The organism is Cupriavidus sp. OTU4054 (genome assembly GCF_038440175.1).
GTDB classification, from domain to species: domain Bacteria; phylum Pseudomonadota; class Gammaproteobacteria; order Burkholderiales; family Burkholderiaceae; genus Cupriavidus; species Cupriavidus pauculus_D.
Window position 1 is genome coordinate 47,191 of the sequence record NZ_JASATF010000013.1, and the last position, 16,039, is coordinate 63,229.

At 67.0% G+C, this 16,039-nt stretch carries 14 protein-coding genes; 11 read left to right on the forward strand and 3 right to left on the reverse strand.

Annotated features, from left to right (window positions below; genetic code table 11):
* Nucleotides 1-112 precede the first annotated feature (112 nt).
* From AAHB16_RS16615 to AAHB16_RS16630, 4 genes are all read left to right on the forward strand, one after another.
* Complete coding sequence (locus AAHB16_RS16615; RefSeq protein WP_150376314.1) at nt 113-934, forward strand: alpha/beta fold hydrolase; 822 nt, start codon at nt 113-115, stop codon at nt 932-934.
* A gap of 26 nt (nt 935-960) precedes the next feature.
* Complete coding sequence (locus AAHB16_RS16620) at nt 961-2,574, forward strand: MFS transporter (protein WP_150376312.1); 1,614 nt, start codon at nt 961-963, stop codon at nt 2,572-2,574.
* A gap of 53 nt (nt 2,575-2,627) precedes the next feature.
* Entirely contained in the window at nt 2,628-2,900 is a 273-nt protein-coding gene (locus tag AAHB16_RS16625; RefSeq protein WP_150376310.1) for a XapX domain-containing protein, read from the forward strand.
* Between the two features lie 182 nt (nt 2,901-3,082).
* A complete protein-coding gene (locus AAHB16_RS16630) occupies nt 3,083-3,490 on the forward strand; it encodes a response regulator transcription factor (protein ID WP_342051493.1) in 408 nt (135 codons plus the stop codon).
* Nucleotides 3,491-3,576: 86 nt separating this feature from the next.
* On the opposite strand, the gene AAHB16_RS16635 is transcribed toward AAHB16_RS16630, so the two are convergent.
* Nucleotides 3,577-4,290, reverse strand: coding sequence for a YoaK family protein (locus tag AAHB16_RS16635; protein WP_150376306.1), 714 nt, complete (start codon nt 4,288-4,290; stop codon nt 3,577-3,579).
* A gap of 335 nt (nt 4,291-4,625) precedes the next feature.
* Between AAHB16_RS16635 and AAHB16_RS16640 the strand changes: the two genes are divergently transcribed.
* Nucleotides 4,626-8,567, forward strand: a complete 3,942-nt coding sequence (locus AAHB16_RS16640) for an ATP-binding protein (protein WP_342051494.1) — start codon at nt 4,626-4,628, stop codon at nt 8,565-8,567.
* Between the two features lie 32 nt (nt 8,568-8,599).
* Entirely contained in the window at nt 8,600-9,265 is a 666-nt protein-coding gene (locus AAHB16_RS16645; RefSeq protein ID WP_342051495.1) for a response regulator transcription factor, read from the forward strand.
* A gap of 11 nt (nt 9,266-9,276) precedes the next feature.
* Here the strand turns inward: AAHB16_RS16645 and AAHB16_RS16650 are convergent, their stop codons facing one another.
* Nucleotides 9,277-10,227, reverse strand: coding sequence for a helix-turn-helix domain-containing protein (locus tag AAHB16_RS16650; RefSeq protein WP_150376300.1), 951 nt, complete (start codon nt 10,225-10,227; stop codon nt 9,277-9,279).
* 57 nt (nt 10,228-10,284) lie between these two features.
* Nucleotides 10,285-10,959, reverse strand: coding sequence for a hypothetical protein (locus AAHB16_RS16655; protein WP_150376298.1), 675 nt, complete (start codon nt 10,957-10,959; stop codon nt 10,285-10,287).
* Nucleotides 10,960-11,203: 244 nt separating this feature from the next.
* On the opposite strand from AAHB16_RS16655, the gene AAHB16_RS16660 reads away from it, so the two are divergent.
* The 5 genes from AAHB16_RS16660 to AAHB16_RS16680 all read left to right on the forward strand — a co-directional run bounded on the left by AAHB16_RS16660 (nt 11,204) and on the right by AAHB16_RS16680 (nt 16,037).
* On the forward strand, nt 11,204-11,902 hold the full coding sequence (locus AAHB16_RS16660) for a hydrolase (RefSeq protein ID WP_150376296.1): 699 nt from the start codon (nt 11,204-11,206) through the stop codon (nt 11,900-11,902).
* Between the two features lie 68 nt (nt 11,903-11,970).
* The gene (locus AAHB16_RS16665; protein WP_191002286.1) at nt 11,971-13,839 is read left to right on the forward strand and encodes an amidohydrolase; all 1,869 of its coding nucleotides are present in this window, start codon (nt 11,971-11,973) and stop codon (nt 13,837-13,839) included.
* Nucleotides 13,839-14,282, forward strand: a complete 444-nt coding sequence (locus tag AAHB16_RS16670) for a DoxX family protein (RefSeq protein WP_150376294.1) — start codon at nt 13,839-13,841, stop codon at nt 14,280-14,282. Before AAHB16_RS16665 ends, AAHB16_RS16670 begins: the two co-directional genes overlap by 1 nt.
* A gap of 23 nt (nt 14,283-14,305) precedes the next feature.
* The gene (locus AAHB16_RS16675; protein ID WP_342051544.1) at nt 14,306-15,388 is read left to right on the forward strand and encodes a porin; all 1,083 of its coding nucleotides are present in this window, start codon (nt 14,306-14,308) and stop codon (nt 15,386-15,388) included.
* 259 nt (nt 15,389-15,647) lie between these two features.
* The gene (locus AAHB16_RS16680; protein WP_150376290.1) at nt 15,648-16,037 is read left to right on the forward strand and encodes a response regulator transcription factor; all 390 of its coding nucleotides are present in this window, start codon (nt 15,648-15,650) and stop codon (nt 16,035-16,037) included.
* The last annotated feature ends 2 nt before the right edge of the window (nt 16,038-16,039 follow it).

Below are 16,039 nucleotides of genomic sequence, written 5' to 3' on the forward strand. Positions count from 1 at the left end.
TTCACGAACCTCGATTATGGGTCGACCGACTAATACGAAGGGCCAATGGTTGCGGCCCAGTCCGAGGTCTAGTCTGACCATCCCCTCCCATGACTTCAATGGATCCATCGCCATGAGCTACATCACCACCAAGGACGGTACCCGCATTTTCTACAAGGACTGGGGCAGCGGCCGCCCGGTCGTCTTCTCCCACGGCTGGCCCCTCAACGCCGACGCCTGGGACGCGCAGATGCTGTTCCTCGTGCAGAAGGGTTTCCGCGTGATCGCGCACGATCGCCGGGGCCACGGCCGCTCGGACCAGCCCGCGCAGGGCAACGACATGGATACGTACGCCGATGACCTCGGCGCCGTACTCGACGCGCTGGATATCCAGGGCGCCACGCTCGTCGGCCACTCGACCGGCGGCGGCGAAGTCGCGCACTACATCGGCCGCCACGGCACGAAGCGCGTCGCCAAGGCCGTGCTGATCGGCGCGGTGCCGCCCATCATGCTCAAGACCGAAGCGAACCCCGGCGGCCTGCCGATGGAGGTGTTCGACGGCATTCGCAAGGGCGTCGCCGACAACCGCTCGCAGTTCTATCAGGAACTCGCGCTGCCGTTCTTCGGCTTCAACCGCCCGGGCGCCAAGGTGTCGCAAGGCACCATCGACAACTTCTGGGCACAGGGCATGACCGGCGGCGTGCTGGGCCACTACCTGTGCGTGAAGGAGTTCTCGGAAGTGGACTACACCGAGGACCTGAAGAAGATCGACGTGCCGACGCTGATCCTGCACGGCGACGACGATCAGATCGTGCCGATCGACGACGCTGGCGCGCTGTCCGCCAAGATCGTCAAGAACGCGACGTTCAAGGTCGTCAAGGGCGGTGCGCACGGCATGTGCGTGGTGCGCGCCGACGAAATCAACGCCGAACTGCTGGCATTCCTCAACACCTGATTGCAACCAAGACGCCACCCGCATACATGACCTCGACGACCGCCAGACCTGCCGCGGGCTCTTTCGCACCGCTCGCGCAACCGACGTTCGCCATCCTGTGGGTGGCCACCATTCTCGGCAACATCGGCAGTTTCATGCGCGATGTTGCCAGCGCGTGGCTCGCCACCGACCTGTCGACCTCGCCCGCGGCAGTCGCCACGATCCAGGCCGCGGCCACGCTGCCGGTATTCCTGCTCGCGATTCCCGCCGGCGTGCTGTCCGATATCCTCGACCGCCGCCGCTTTCTCATCGTCATCCAGATCGGTCTCGCGATCGTCAGCGGCTCGCTGATGATGCTCGCGTGGCGCGGCGCGCTGACCATCGAACTGCTGATCGGCCTCGCATTCGTGGGCGGCATCGGTGCCGCGATGATGGGACCGACGTGGCAGTCCATCGTGCCCGAACTGGTCCCGCCGAGCACCCTGCGGCAGGCCGTGGCGCTGAACGCGCTCGGCGTGAATATCGCGCGTGCGATCGGTCCCGCCACCGGCGGCCTGCTGCTGGCCGCATTCGGCGCATCGGCGACGTATGGGGCAGACCTGCTCAGCTATCTCTTCGTGATCGGCGCGCTGATCTGGTGGCGGCGCCCCGTGCAGCCGCCCGATCCGCTGCGCGAGCATTTCTTCAGCGCGTTCCGCGCGGGCCTGCGCTTCACGCGGGCGCACAGCAAGCTTCATATCGTGCTGCTGCGCGCGGCCGTGCATTTCGCGTTCGGCAGCAGCATCTGGGCCCTGCTTCCGCTCGTCGCACGGCAACTTCTGCATGGCGGCGCGGGCCTGTATGGCGTGCTGCTGGGCGCGGTGGGCGCGGGCGCGATTGCCGGCGCGCTGATCATGCCGCCGCTGCAGAAGCGGCTCGATGCCGACGGCATGGTGCTGCTCTCCGCCGCCGTCACCGCCGTGGTCATGGCCGTGCTGTCGTTCGCGCCGCCCGTATGGCTCGCGCTGCCGCTGCTGTTGCTGCTCGGTGCCGCGTGGATCATGGCGCTCACCACGCTCGGCGGCGCCGCGCAGGCGATCCTGCCCAACTGGGTGCGGGGCCGCGCGCTCGCGGTCTACCAGATGGTGTTCAATGGCGCGATGGCGGGCGGCAGCCTGCTGTGGGGCTTCGTCGCGCAGGCGCTCGGTACGCCGCACGCGCTGCTGATGGCCGCGATCGGCCTTGCGATCGCCGCCTCGCTGCTCCATCGCGTGCGCCTGCCGCGCGGCGAGGAGGACCTGGTTCCCGCGCAGCACTGGCCCGAACCGGAAATGGCCGATGGCATGGCCGACCGGATCACGCACGATCGCGGACCGGTGATGATCCTGATCGAATACCGCGTCACGCCCGCCAATCGCGACGACTTCCTGCGCGCGGTCTACAAACTATCCGAGGAACGCCTGCGGGACGGGGCGTTCAACTGGGGCGTGATGGAAGACCCCGCGGACCCCGACCTCATGACCGAATGGTTCCTCGTGGAATCGTGGGCCGAGCATCTGCGCCAGCACCGGCGTGTGCCGAACGCCGATGCCGACGTGCAGCGCGATATCGCACAGTTCCACTCGGGTAGTGAGCCGCCGCGCGTGCGGCATCTGCTCGGCGTGGGTCTGCCCGCTGCCTGAGCAAGTGTTCGTTACAGCGCGTCATTCGCATTCACACTATTCGCATTCGAACCATGAAACTCTATCTCGTCTCCCTCGGTGCCGGCGTGCTCGTCGGCATCATCTATGCCCTGATGCAGGTGCGTTCGCCGGCGCCGCCCGCAGTGGCGCTTATCGGGCTGCTCGGCATGCTGATCGGCGAACAGGTGGTTCCGCCTATCAAACGCATGCTGGCGGGCGAGCCGGTTACGGTCGCGTGGTTCCACGCGGAGTGCGTGCCGAAGATCACGGGCACGCCCGGTCCGCTGGCCTCGCGCGAGTCGCCCGCGAAGGACGAAGCGCACTGATCGGATGCTGTGCACCGGTGTCGCATGTGGCACGTTACGGTGGCAGGGGCTTCGTTCCACGAGCGAACAGTACCCAATTGTGGGATACCCAGATATGTCGCGTGCCAGTATGCTCACCTCAGATAGCAGCCGTCACGACACGACAACGCTGCTATCGCCCTGAGGAGCCTTAAGGATTCCGTGTGATTGCTGTCTCCGGTGCCATGTCACCGACCGCTTCCGCTACTACGCATGCCATTGCCATCGTCGATGACGATGAGGCCGTTCGTGTGGCGGTTGGCCGTCTGCTGCGCTCGTTCGACTTTCGCGTGGAACTCTACGCGAGCGGTCCAGACCTGCTCGATGCGCCGTGTATCGATACGCTCTCTTGCATCATCAGCGACGTACAGATGCCCGCGATGAGCGGATTTGCCGTGTGCCAGGCGTTGCGTGCGCGTGGCTGCGAAGTGCCGGTGATCCTGATGACCGCCTTCGCTGGCGACAACATGGAACAGAATGCGCGCGCCGCGGGTGCGACGCAGTTCCTCTCGAAGCCTTTCGACGAGGACGATCTGATCCATTGCATCGAGCGCGCGCTGAGCGGCGGCTGAGCGTCGGCTGAGCGTCGGATTGACCGGACCGGACCGCATCGAACGATGCGAATCCGGCAACCGTGCCTTGTCTTCATGCAATCGCTTCATGCAATAGATTTCGCCGCGCCGACCGCCCGCACGCGCGTGCCGCTCAGTGTGGCCAGCACGACCACCGGCACCCAGGCGGCCCAGTAACCGACCCACAAATACAGCCGCGCCCCGAGAATCGCTCCCGCCGCGAACGCGAGCACGCCCGGCACCATCTTCGCCAGCCGCCCGCGAATCGCGGCACGCTCTTCCGGCGCCGCGGACAGCAGGTCCACGACATCGATCACCACCTGCGTCGTATTGCCCGTCATGATCGTCGTGGGACCGAGCTCGGCCAGCGCCGTGCGCGAGAGTGCGTTCTGCACGGCCATCGCAGTGACCGCGAGCAGTCCGGTCGCGGTGCCGAGCCAGACGGCAGCCGTCCCCGTGCTGCCGGTCAGCGCGATGCCGGCAACGGCAAACAGCGCCAGCAGCAGGCATTCGATGGCGACCAGCATCGCCACCGCATGGGGCTGCCGCGCCGCAAGGCGCTTTTCCGTGATGCGCACGAGCGCCACCGCCACGACGAACGTCGGCAGCGCGAGGACCTTGAGCGCGAGGGACTCCGCATGGCCGACCGAGGCGACGCCGATCATGATCAGGTTGCCGGTCACGTGTGCTGTAAACAAACCCGCGAGCGCGATAAAGCCGATGACGTCAATGAACCCCGCGACGAACGCGAACGCGGGCAGGTGGTATTTCGGGGAAGGTGGCTGGCTGGCGGATGGCATGCTGGCTCCGTGCAATGTTATTCAATTCGGCTCAATGCGTGCTTGCATAATCTGAGCGACCAGGGATGCAATATAGGCTGATACCACCGAATCGAGCCCAGTTCGTGTCGAAGTCAATGTTCAATATTTTTGAATTAAAAGTTTGCCCAACGACTACCATTGCAAAAGCAGTCGCACCGTTGCCGGACGCGCCGAAAGACCGCGCTGGCATCAGGGGAAAGTCATCGGACAACCCTGACCCCTGTTAAAAGCTTGCGAAGTAAAAGTTTTGCAGGCGATTGCCTCGGTTCCATCCGCGAGTGACGGATGTTGTGTGGGTAGCTGACGCTTGGACGATGTACGCCTCTTCATTTCTGGACGCACGCCGCGAATCTGGCTTCGAGATCTTCTGGGAAGATGCCGACGTCATCTTCGGCAAGTTCCGCCGTCCCGACGCGGAGGGACGCTGGCACCCCATGCTCGCGGTCTGGACGCACAGCGACAATCCGGCGCCCGCGACGCTGTGCCGGCTGGCGCGCGAATACGCGCTGCGCGACGTGCTGGACAGCGCCTGGGCGGCGCGCCCGCTGGCCTCGCATCGCGAGCGCGGCCATGGCGTGCTGTTGCTCGAGGACCCGGGCGCCACGCCGCTCTGCCGCCTGACCGGCACGTCGATGGACGTGGACCGGTTCCTGCGGCTCGCGGTACCGATCGCGTCCGCCCTGGCCGGATTTCATGCCGCCGGTCTGCTCCACCGCAATATCAAGCCCGCGCATATCCTCGTGGATACGGAGCGGGATGCCGCTGACGGCGCCGCCGAGGCCCGTGCGTGGCTGACCGGCTTCGGCATCGCCACGCACGAGGCCGACCGCGGCGACGCGCCCGCCCCGCTCCACGAGATTGCCGGCACGCTCGCCTATATGGCACCCGAACAAACGGGATGCATGGACCTGCCCGTGGATGCGCGCAGCGATCTGTACGCGCTGGGGATCACGTTCTACGAGATGCTTGCCGGTACGCTGCCGTTCCGCGCGCACGACGCGAAGGATTGGGTCTACAACCATATGGCGCGCCAGCCCGCCCCCGTCGATCAGGGCCGGCGATGGATTCCCGCCGCGGTGGCGCAGATCGTGATGAAGCTGCTGGCCAAGGCGCCCGAAGATCGCTATCAAAGCGCCGCGGGTCTCGCCGCGGACCTGCGGCATTGCCTCGAGGCCTGGCGGCAGGCGCGCGATATCGCCCCGTTTCCGCTGGGCCGCTATGAGCGCGCCGCGCGCGATCCCGCATACCGCGCCGTGCCGCATGCCGACCGGGCCGGCCGCATGCGGCGCAACGATGCCGCGCCGCCGCGCGACATTCCGGAGGCCGAACGCCGGTTCGCCGCGCTGATCGATGCCAACGCCAACCTGTTCGAACTCGCCGCGGCAACGCGCATGCTGCTCGAACTGCTGATGTCGAGCGACCAGCGCGAACGCGCGGCCGCCGTAGGCGTGCAGTACCTCCAGCGCGCCGAGGGCGGATGGGCCGCGCATCCGCGCGCGGAGGACGTACAGCATGAGTTCCGCCTGCTGCGGCAGCGGTTGCGCGAACGGCTGGGGGAGCGGCCGGTCGCCGACCTGCTCGACCTGCCGCCGATGACCGACCGCGTGGCCCTGGGCACCATGGACGTGCTCACGGCCCTGATGCCGCCGGCCTGGTACACCGACGAGTATCTGCGCACGCGCGTGATCCTGCGCATGGTCAACCTGAGTCTTGCGCACGGCAATGCCGATACGTCGTCCCTCTGCTATGCGTGGCTGGCGATGATCCTCGAGCCGGCCGCGGGCAATGCCGAGAATGTCGCGTTCGCGCAACTGGCCATGGCGCTTGCGGACCGGCGCGGCATAGCCAATGTGCAGGCGCGCGTCTATCAGGTGGTGGGCGCGCATGTGCTGCCGTGGCGCGACCCGTTGCCGGTGGCGACCGGGGTGCTGCGCCGCGCGCTCGATGTGATGAGCCGCATCGGCGACGTGACCCACGCTTCGTTTATCCACAACAATCTGATCACGCATGCGCTGGTCGGCGGCGATGCGCTGGCGACGGTTCAGCCCGAGGCCGAGGCCGGCCTGGCCTATGCGCGCCACGCACGCTTTGGTCTGGCGACCGATCGCATTGCCCCGCAGCTGCAGTTGATTCGCACGCTGCGCGGCCTGACGCCGGTGTTCGGTTCGTTCGACGAGCCCGGCACCGACAAGGGAGCCGGCGAAGCGGGCGGATTCGGGCAGAGCGGTTTCAATGAAAGCGCTTTCGCGGGGCGTGTCACCGGCGACGCTGGTCTCGCGCTCGCCGCGTGCTGGTACTGGATTCGCCGGCTGCAGGCGCGTTTCTTCTCGGGCGACATCGATGCCGCCGTCCATGCGGCCGACCAGGCCGAGCGTCTGCTCTGGTCCTGCCCGTCGTTCCTGGAACAGGTGGAGCACTGCTTCTACGCCGCCCTCGCGCTCGCCGCCCAGCGCGACAACGCCACGGACGCGCAGCAACGGCGGGAGTCGCTGGCCGTCTACCATCGCCAGCTCCAGAGCTGGGCCGCGCATTGTCCGGCGACCTTCGCCGACCGCGCCGCGCTGGTCGGGGCGGAGATCGCGCGGCTCGATGGCCGCGACGGTCGCGATATGGAGGCCATGCGGCGCTACGAATCCGCGATCGAGGCCGCGCGCGATCAGGGACACATCCACCTGCAGGCGCTTGCGAACGAGCTGGCCGCGCGCTTCTATCTCTCGCGCGGATTGCCCAAGGTCGCGCGGATGTATCTGCGGGAAGCACGACGCTGCTATAGCCACTGGGGCGCCGATGCCAAGGTCTGGCAACTCGATGCGCTGTATCCGCGCCTGGCCGATGAGGACCGCCCGCCCGCGCTGACGGGCGCTATCGGGAGCCCGCTCGGCGGCACCATCGGCGCCCCGCTGGAGCATCTGGACCTCGCGACCGTGCTCGAGGTATCGCAGGCGATCTCGCGCGAGATCCACCTCGACAAGCTTGTGGACACGCTCATGCGCACCGCGCTGGAGCAGGCCGGCGCCACGCGCGGCATGCTGATCCTGCTGCGCGATGGCCGCCCGCGTCTCGCGGCCGATGCCGTCGCCGACGAGAACGGCATCGTCGTGCGGACGCCCGAGGCGGAGGCCGAGGCGGGTATCCAGGCCGGCGCCCCCACTGCATCGGTCGCACCGCTCGCACCGCTGGGAGCGGACACCGCGCCGATCCCGCTGATCGAGCAGGTGCTCGCCTCGGGCGAGAGCGTGGCCGTGGACAACGCGCCCAATCTGTCCGCCTATATGAACGATCCGTACGTGCAGCGGCATCGGCCCCGCTCGATGCTGGGCCTCCCGCTGTTCAACCAGGCCACGCTGGTCGGCATTTTGTATGTGGAGAACCGGCTCGCGCCACGCGTGTTCATGCCGGCCCGCGCCGCGATGCTCAAGCTGCTCGCCTCGCAGGCCGCCGTCGCGCTCGAGAACAGCCGCCTGTACCACGAGCGCCGGCGCGCCGATGCCGCGCGAATGCAGGCGCAGTGCGAGCTTGCGCACGTCTCGCGCGTGATGACGCTCAGCGCGCTGGCCTCGTCCATCGCGCACGAGGTCAGCCAGCCCCTTGCCGCGATCATCGCCAACACGAGCGCGGCCATGCGCTGGCTGCGCCGCGCGCCGCCGAACCTCGACGAGGCGCAGGCCGCCCTGCAGGGCGTGGCCGCGCAGGGTGAACGCGCGAGCGCCGTCATCGTGGGCATGCGCGCGCTACTCAAGAAGACGGCTACCGCATACGAGCGCGTGGACCTGAACGCTGTCATCGGGGACACGCTGCCGCTGGTGCGCGGCGAAGCCGCGCGGCGCCGTTGCGCGATCGCCATGACGCTGGCGACGGGCCTGCCACACGTGGCCGGCGACCGCGTGCAGCTGCAGCAGGTGGTGCTCAACCTGCTGATGAACGCCATCGAGGCCAGCGCCGAGCCGGAAGGCGTTGCCAGACCGCGCCGCCGCGAGATCCTCGTGCGTACCGCGCGGGCGGAGGCCGGGGGCGTACTCGTGGCCGTCCACGACGAGGGCGTCGGACTGCGGCCGGACCAGGCCGAGCAACTGTTCGAAGCGTTCTACACGACCAAGGAGCAGGGACTGGGCATGGGCCTTGCAATCTGCCGGTCGATCGTCGAGTCGCATGCGGGCCGCCTGTGGGCCTCGCCGAATCACCCGGCGGGCGCGATCTTCCAGTTCGTCATCCCGGCCGACGTATCGAATATCGATTCCCCCACTCATCACTCTTGAAAAGTTTCATCGAAAGCTTTAAGTATCGACACATGGAAGCCACCTACCGATTCTCAGACTGGACCGAAGACGCCGCGAACGAGTTCCTGGTGCTCGTCGTGGACGACGACGCGGCCGTGCGCGAAGCGGTGTCCGGTCTGTTCGCATCGATAGGCCTGCGCGTGGTGCAGCACACGACGGCCGAAGCCTTGCTGGCTGCGCCCCTGCCGGAACAGCCTAGCTGCATCGTGCTCGATATCTCGCTCGGCGGACTCAGCGGCCTGGAGCTGCAGACACGCCTGCGCAAAGATGGCATTCATACCCCCATCGTCTTCCTGTCCGGCGTCGGCGACGTGCCGATGACGGTGTCCGCGATGAAGGCAGGCGCGATCAACTTCATCGCCAAGCCGTTCCGCGACCAGGAACTGATCGATGCGGTATTCGAAGCGCTGCACCTCGACGTCCAGCGCCGCGCGGAACTGGCGCGCACGGCGGCCCTGCGGATCGGCTTCGCGAGCCTGACCCCGCGCGAACGCGATGCGATGACGCTGCTCGCGCGCGGTTTGTCGAACAAGCAGGTGGCGGACATGCTCGATATCAGCCCCGCGACGGTCAAGACCTACCGCGCGCAGACGATGAAGAAGATGCAGGCGCGTTCGTTCGCGGAACTCGTCACGATGGCGCGCGCGCTGGACCTCGTCACGGCGCAGCCGGACTGATCCGACGCCGATCAGGGCATTTCCCTGCCAACCGCCTCGCGGCGCCAGACTCCGGGGGTGACGCCCGTGGCGCGCGAGAACACGCGGGTGAAGTGGCTCTGATCGCAGAAGCCGCATGCCACGGCCACGTCGGCCAGCGCCAGTTCGGTATTGCGTAGCAGGCCATAGGCGCGCTCGAGCCGGCGCTCGATCAGCCACTGGTGGGGTGTCTGTCCCGTCGATTCGCGAAACGCGCGCGTGAAATGGCTGCGCGAGAGCTGGCACGCGTCGGCCACCTCGCCGACGGACAGGTTACCGTCCATGCGCGCGGCCAGCATTTCCTTGGCGCGCTCCACGCTGCGCTGGGGCAGCCGCCTGAGCGCCTTGCCGCCATCCTCGGGCAATGCCGCGCCGCCGCCATAGCGATGCACCAGATGCGCGCCGATGGCGAGGCTCAGTTGATCGACGAACAGCTGGCACGCCTGCTCCGGGTGCTGCAGCAGTGGCACCATCGCGTGGGCCAGATGCGCAAGCACCGGATCGGCATGGGCGGCCATCGGCTGGAGATTGCCCGTCCCCGCGCCGCGCTCGAGGGCCACGCGCTCGATAAACGCGCGCGAGATCTCCACGAGCATGAAATCGAAGTCGCTGCAGAAATCGGCCTTGTACTCCACCGCGAGACTGCGGAGGTAGATCGCGCCGTTGTCGAAGTCGTGCGTGTTCGCATGCCGGCCATCGAAGATGCGGCGACGGTGGCCGCCGCGCAACGATACGCCAAGCAGCACGCCGCGGTCCGTGGCGGGCATGACGACCTGCGTCGCGCGCTTGCCGAGCGAACTCTTGCGGTAGAACTGGACGTCCTTGCCGATCAGCGCCTGATCGTCGCTAAGCCGGTCGGCCGTGCAGCCGAAAGTGTCCACGCTGGCAGCGGCGGGCGCCTGAGGCAACGGCGGGGGCGCCGTTCGAGGAGCGATCGCGGGCATGAGAATCTGGAAGTCGTGCGGCATAAGACCACCAGAGGATAGCAGGATGCAGCGAAGTCATGCATGCGCGCGCGCACCGACGGGCGAGACTGGCATGACCGGAAGCTCCGCACTGCGGAGTGTCGCGCCATCGAGGGTCAGCGCCATGGTCACGCTGCCATGCGCATCCCGGCGCGCGGCCAGCTCCAGCCGCCCCGCGCCCGGCGGCGCCGATGTCCATGAGCCGAGACCGTCCAGTGTCTCCGCCAGCAGGCCCAGCACCGCATGCTGGACGCGCGCGTGCTCGCCCTGCACACGCGCCAGCGATGGCTCGACTTCGACATGCAGGTCGAACCCCGCGTTGTATACCGCGGCACGCGCGAGGGGCACCACGTCGTCGATGGCACGGCCGAGATCGAACAGGGCGAGACAGTCCCCCGGCACACCACCGGACAGTCCGCCCTCCGCCAGCATCAGGGCGTGCAGGCAACGGATCTGTGCTTCCGCGCGCGCGGCCTGCTCCTGAATACGGCGCAAGCCTTCCCGCAGGTTCGCCGCGACCTCGTCGTCGCCGATCTGGCCCGCCGTCTGGCCCGCCGTCTGGCCCTCACCCCCACGCAGCGCGCGCTGCGCGGCGCCCGCCTCGAGCCCGATCACGGTCAGCGGTTCGCGCATGGCGTGCGCGATCGACGCGGCAAGCGCTGCCAGCGGGTCCCGGCGTGAGGCCGGGTCCGTGCGGTTCGAGCGGGTCATGACAGCACCTTTCCTTATGCAACCGTCGATGCGACGGCGAATCTTCCCGGAACCGCGACTGGCGATCCCGTTGGCAATGTACATGCCGCACCGCGGCATCGATAGGACGGCTGTGCGGTTTTTGTACAAACGTGTGCCGCTCCTCCTGATAGTGGAAGGCGCTAATACGATGAGGGGATGGTCGCGAAGGAGGCTCGCACATAGTCTTCCGGTTCCTGCCCAACCCGTCGCAAGGAGTGACACCATGTCCAATCCCAAGCTCGAAGTGCTGACCCCGCACAACAGCCAGCTGATCATCATCGACCACCAGCCGCAGATGGCATTCGGCGTGCAGTCGATGGACCGCCAGACGCTCAAGAACAACGTGGTCGGCCTCGCCAAGGCAGCAAAGATTTTCAACGTTCCGACCACGATCACGACCGTGGAAAGCGATTCGTTCTCCGGCTACACGTACCCGGAACTGCTCGACGTGTTCCCGAACGCGAAGACGCTGGAGCGCACCTCGATGAACTCGTGGGACGACCAGAAGGTCCGCGACGCGCTGGCCGCGAACGGCCGCCGCAAGGTCGTCGTGGCCGGTCTCTGGACGGAGGTTTGCAACACGACGTTCGCGCTGTGCGCGATGCTCGAGGGCAACTACGAGATCTATATGGTGGCCGACGCCTCGGGCGGCACCACCAAGGATGCGCACGACTACGCGATGCAGCGCATGGTGCAGGCCGGCGTGGTGCCCGTGACCTGGCAACAGGTGTTGCTGGAATGGCAGCGCGACTGGAAGAACCGCGACACGTACGACGCCGTGATGGCCGTGGCCAAGGAACACTCGGGCGCGTACGGCATGGGCGTGGACTATGCCTACACGATGGTACACAAGGCAGCCCAGCGCACCGCCACCCCGCACGAGTCGATCGCGCCCGTGCACGCACCGGTGATCGAGCGCTGATGCGTCGTCGCCAGTTCCTTGCTTCGGCTGCCGCGCTCGGCGCGGCGGCTTCCTCGGAGATCTTTGCCATGTCCTCGTCCCAGACGCCAGATCTGATCCTCGTCAACGGCAAGTTCGCCACGCTCGACCGCTCGCGCCCGCAGGCGGACGCGGTGGCCATTCAAGACGGGCGCTTTGCCGGCGTGGGCACGCGCGAGGACATCATGAAGCTCGCCGGCCCGCAGACGCGCGTGATCGACCTCAACGGCCGCCGCGCGATTCCCGGGCTGATCGACAGCCACATGCACATCATCCGGGGCGGTCTGAACTACAACATGGAGCTGCGCTGGGACGGCGTGCGCTCGCTCGCCGACGCGATGCGCATGCTCAAGGCGCAGGTGGACCGCACGCCCGCCCCACAATGGGTGCGCGTGGTAGGCGGCTTCACCGAGCACCAGTTTGCCGAGAAGCGGCTGCCGACCATCGAGGAACTGAACGCCGTGGCGCCCGACACGCCCGTGTTCATCCTGCATCTGTACGACCGCGCGATCCTCAACGGCGCGGCGCTGCGCGCGGTGGGCTATAACAAGGACACGCCGAACCCGCCGGGCGGCGAGATCGTGCACGATGCGCACGGCAATCCCACGGGCCTGCTGCTGGCCAAGCCGAACGCGACGATCCTCTACGCAACGCTGGCCAAGGGCCCGAAGCTGCCGCCCGAATACCAGAAGAACTCCACGCGCCATTTCATGCGCGAGGTGAACCGGCTGGGCGTGACGGGCGTGATCGACGCCGGCGGCGGGTATCAGAACTACCCAGAGGATTACAACATCATCGAGGAACTGCACGACGAAGGGCAGCTCACGGTGCGCCTCGCCTACAACCTCTTTACGCAGAAGCCGAAGGAAGAGCTCAGCGACTTCAAGACGTGGACGTCCACGGTGAAGCCGGGCCAGGGCGACGACCTGTACCGTCACAACGGCGCGGGCGAAATGCTCGTCTACACCGCGGCGGACTTCGAGGACTTCCGTGTCGAACGGCCCGACATGCCGCCGTCGATGGAAGCGGACCTCGAGCCCGTGATCCGCCTGCTGGCCGAAAAGCGCTGGCCGTGGCGCCTGCATGCCACGTACAACGAGACCATCTCGCGCGCGCTGGACGTGTACGAGAAGGTGGCCAAGGACATCCCGTTCACGGGCCTGAACTGGTTCTTCGATCACGCGGAAACCATCACGGACCGCAATATCGACCGGATCGCGGCGCTCGGCGGCGGTATCGCCGTGCAGCACCGCATGGCCTATCAGGGCGAGTATTTCGTCGAACGCTACGGCGCGAAGGCCGCCGAGGCCACGCCGCCCGTGAAGAAGATGCTCGAGCGCGGCGTCAAGGTCGGGGCCGGTACCGATGCCACGCGCGTGGCATCGTACAACCCGTGGGTATCGCTGTACTGGCTCACGACAGGCAAGACCGTCGGCGGCATGTCGATGTACCCGCAGGCCAACCTGCTCGACCGCGAGACGGCGCTGCGCCTGTGGACGGAAGCCAATACGTGGTTCTCGTCCGAGGAAGGCAAGAAGGGCCGCATCGCCGTGGGCCAGCTCGCCGACCTCGCGGTATTGTCGGCCGACTACTTCTCCGTGCCCGGCGACGACATCCAGGACATTACCTCGGTGATGACGATCCTCGGTGGCAAGGTCGTGTACGGTGATGGCGAGTTCGGCAAGTTCTCGCCGGAACTGCCCCCGGCGATGCCCGACTGGTCGCCCGCGCGCCATGGCAGCCGCTATCAGCCGCGCCCGACGGCGCAGACGAAGCTGGCGCTGAACACGGCCTGCGGCTGCGCCTCCTCGTGCGGCGTGCACGGCCACGCGCATGCGCGCGCCTGGACATCGAGTGTGCCCGCGAGCGACGAAAGCTCGTTCTGGGGCGCCCTCGGCTGCTCGTGCTGGGCCTTCTGATGCGCGGCGTCTCCCTGCCCAACTGGGTGCGCACGCTAGCGCTCCTGCTGATCTGCGCGGCCTACCTGCAGGGCGGGCTCGTCAAGCTGTTCGACTTCGGCGGGGCGGTGGCCGAGATGCAGCACTTCGGCGTGTCGCCCGCCGTGCCGGCCGCAGCGGCCGTCATCGCGCTGGAGCTGGTGGCGCCGCTCATGATCGTGCTCGGCGTGTGGCGCTGGCTCGGCGCGCTCGCGCTGGGCGTCTTCACGCTGGGCGCGACCTTCATGGCCAATCGATATTGGGATGCGCCGCCCGAGGCGCGCTTCATGCTGATGAACGCGTTCTACGAGCACCTCGGCCTGTGTGGCGCGTTCCTGCTGATCGCATGGGAAGACCTGCGCCAGCGCAAAGCCAGACACGGCGCCGCCGCGGCATCCGACATGACCGGTAGCGCCCTGCGATGATGGCGACAAAGGTGAGGAAGGCGCTGGTGTTCGCGGCAGCCGGCGGCACCGCGGTGTTCACGGGGTCCGCGATGGCCGGTTCGCTGACCGTCTACGGCCGCCTGAACACCGCGATCGAATATTCGCGGGCGACTACGGCAACCGATGGCACCGCGCTCGGCAGCGTGGTGCGCCAGACCAATTACCGCTCGGTCTTCGGGCTGCGCGGCGAGGAGGACCTCGGCGGCACCTTCAAGGCGGTCTGGCAGATCGAAAGCAACCTGTCGCTGGACACGGGCCAGGGCGTCATCGCGAGCCGCAACTCGCGCGTGGGTCTGCAGGGCGACTATGGCCTGATCTTCGCGGGCCACTGGCACACGCCCTATACCGAATCGACGATGGGCTACGACCCGTACTATCCGACCACGGCCGGCTACATGGCCCTGATCGGGAACGGGTCCACCTCGACGTCGAACAATATCGACGACACGAGCTCGTTCGACCGCCGGCAGAGGAACATCGTCCAGTACCGTTCGCCATCGTTCGGTCCGGTCAGCGTCTGGCTCGGCGCGGGCCTGCCCGAGGAAAAGACCATCGTCGCGCGCAATCCGGCGCTGTACTCGGCGGCCGTCGTCTACGACTCGGGTTCGCTGAACGCGACCGTCGCCTACGAAGTGCACCAGCATTACCAGGCCGCCAGCCGCAACGACGACGCCATCAAGTTCGGCGTGGCATGGCAGATTCTGACGGGCACGCGCGTGGCCGCCGTCTACGAGCATCTGCACTATCGGACCGACACCGGCGATCTGCAGCGCAACGCCTACTACGCCTCGCTGGTCCAGCAGGTCGGCGTGGGCAGCGTGCGCATCGGCTTCGCGCTGGCCGCCAATGGCACCGGCTCCTCCACGGACACGATCGGGTTCTTCCGCAGCGGTCCGGACACGGGCGCGACGCAGTTCACGGTCGGCTACGATTACCCGCTTTCCAAGCGCACGGCATTGTTCGCGTATTACAGCCGCATCAACAACCGCAGCCGGGCCATTTATGACTTCGCGATCAACGAACTGGGCGTCAGCGCGGGGGCGGATCCGCAGACCGTGGCACTCGGTATGCGGCACAATTTCTGACGCGTGAGGGCGGGAAACGAGATGGTTACGGGTAATACCAAGGTATTAGCGGCCACCCTTCTGGGGCGAGTGGCGGCGGTGCCCCGGGACAGGGTCTCTGCGACCCGCGTGGAGTGTGGCGGATTGCGCGGTGTGTCGGCGGGACGACGACAATACCACCGTATGATATGGGCCGCAGGCCGTCGGGACTATCCTGTCAGCAAGCGGTGGAGGGCGTCGGACCCCTCGTCATCGCTCAAGACGACTCGAAGGATTTTGTGTGACTGCCACCCCCGTGATTGCCATCGTCGACGACGACGCTTCCGTCAGGCATGCCATGGGACGATTGGTGCGCTCGTTCGACCTGGATGTGGAACTCTTCAGCAGTGGCCCCGAATTGCTGCAGTCCGCGTCGATCGACCACATTGCATGCCTGATCACCGATATCCAGATGCCCGCGATGAACGGTTTCGCATTGTGCGAAGCGCTGCGCGCGCGCGGCTACGACATGCCGGTGGTCTTCATGACCGCTTTTGCCCAGGAAGGTTACGAGCAGCGCGCCCGCGACGCGGGCGCTTCGTGCTTTCTGAACAAGCCGTTCCAGGACACTGATATCATCCGCTGCATCGAAAGTGCCTTGCTGCCACGCCTGAGACCACCGACCGCCTGACG

Coding starts and splice junctions, on each gene's coding strand:
- AAHB16_RS16615 (WP_150376314.1), top strand. CDS start 113: ATGAGCTACATCACCACCAAGGACGGTACCCGCATTTTCTACAAGGAC.
- AAHB16_RS16620 (WP_150376312.1), top strand. CDS start 961: ATGACCTCGACGACCGCCAGACCTGCCGCGGGCTCTTTCGCACCGCTC.
- AAHB16_RS16625 (WP_150376310.1), top strand. CDS start 2,628: ATGAAACTCTATCTCGTCTCCCTCGGTGCCGGCGTGCTCGTCGGCATC.
- AAHB16_RS16635 (WP_150376306.1), bottom strand. CDS start 4,290: ATGCCATCCGCCAGCCAGCCACCTTCCCCGAAATACCACCTGCCCGCG.
- AAHB16_RS16640 (WP_342051494.1), top strand. CDS start 4,626: ATGTACGCCTCTTCATTTCTGGACGCACGCCGCGAATCTGGCTTCGAG.
- AAHB16_RS16645 (WP_342051495.1), top strand. CDS start 8,600: ATGGAAGCCACCTACCGATTCTCAGACTGGACCGAAGACGCCGCGAAC.
- AAHB16_RS16650 (WP_150376300.1), bottom strand. CDS start 10,227: ATGCCCGCGATCGCTCCTCGAACGGCGCCCCCGCCGTTGCCTCAGGCG.
- AAHB16_RS16655 (WP_150376298.1), bottom strand. CDS start 10,959: ATGACCCGCTCGAACCGCACGGACCCGGCCTCACGCCGGGACCCGCTG.
- AAHB16_RS16660 (WP_150376296.1), top strand. CDS start 11,204: ATGTCCAATCCCAAGCTCGAAGTGCTGACCCCGCACAACAGCCAGCTG.
- AAHB16_RS16665 (WP_191002286.1), top strand. CDS start 11,971: ATGTCCTCGTCCCAGACGCCAGATCTGATCCTCGTCAACGGCAAGTTC.
- AAHB16_RS16670 (WP_150376294.1), top strand. CDS start 13,839: ATGCGCGGCGTCTCCCTGCCCAACTGGGTGCGCACGCTAGCGCTCCTG.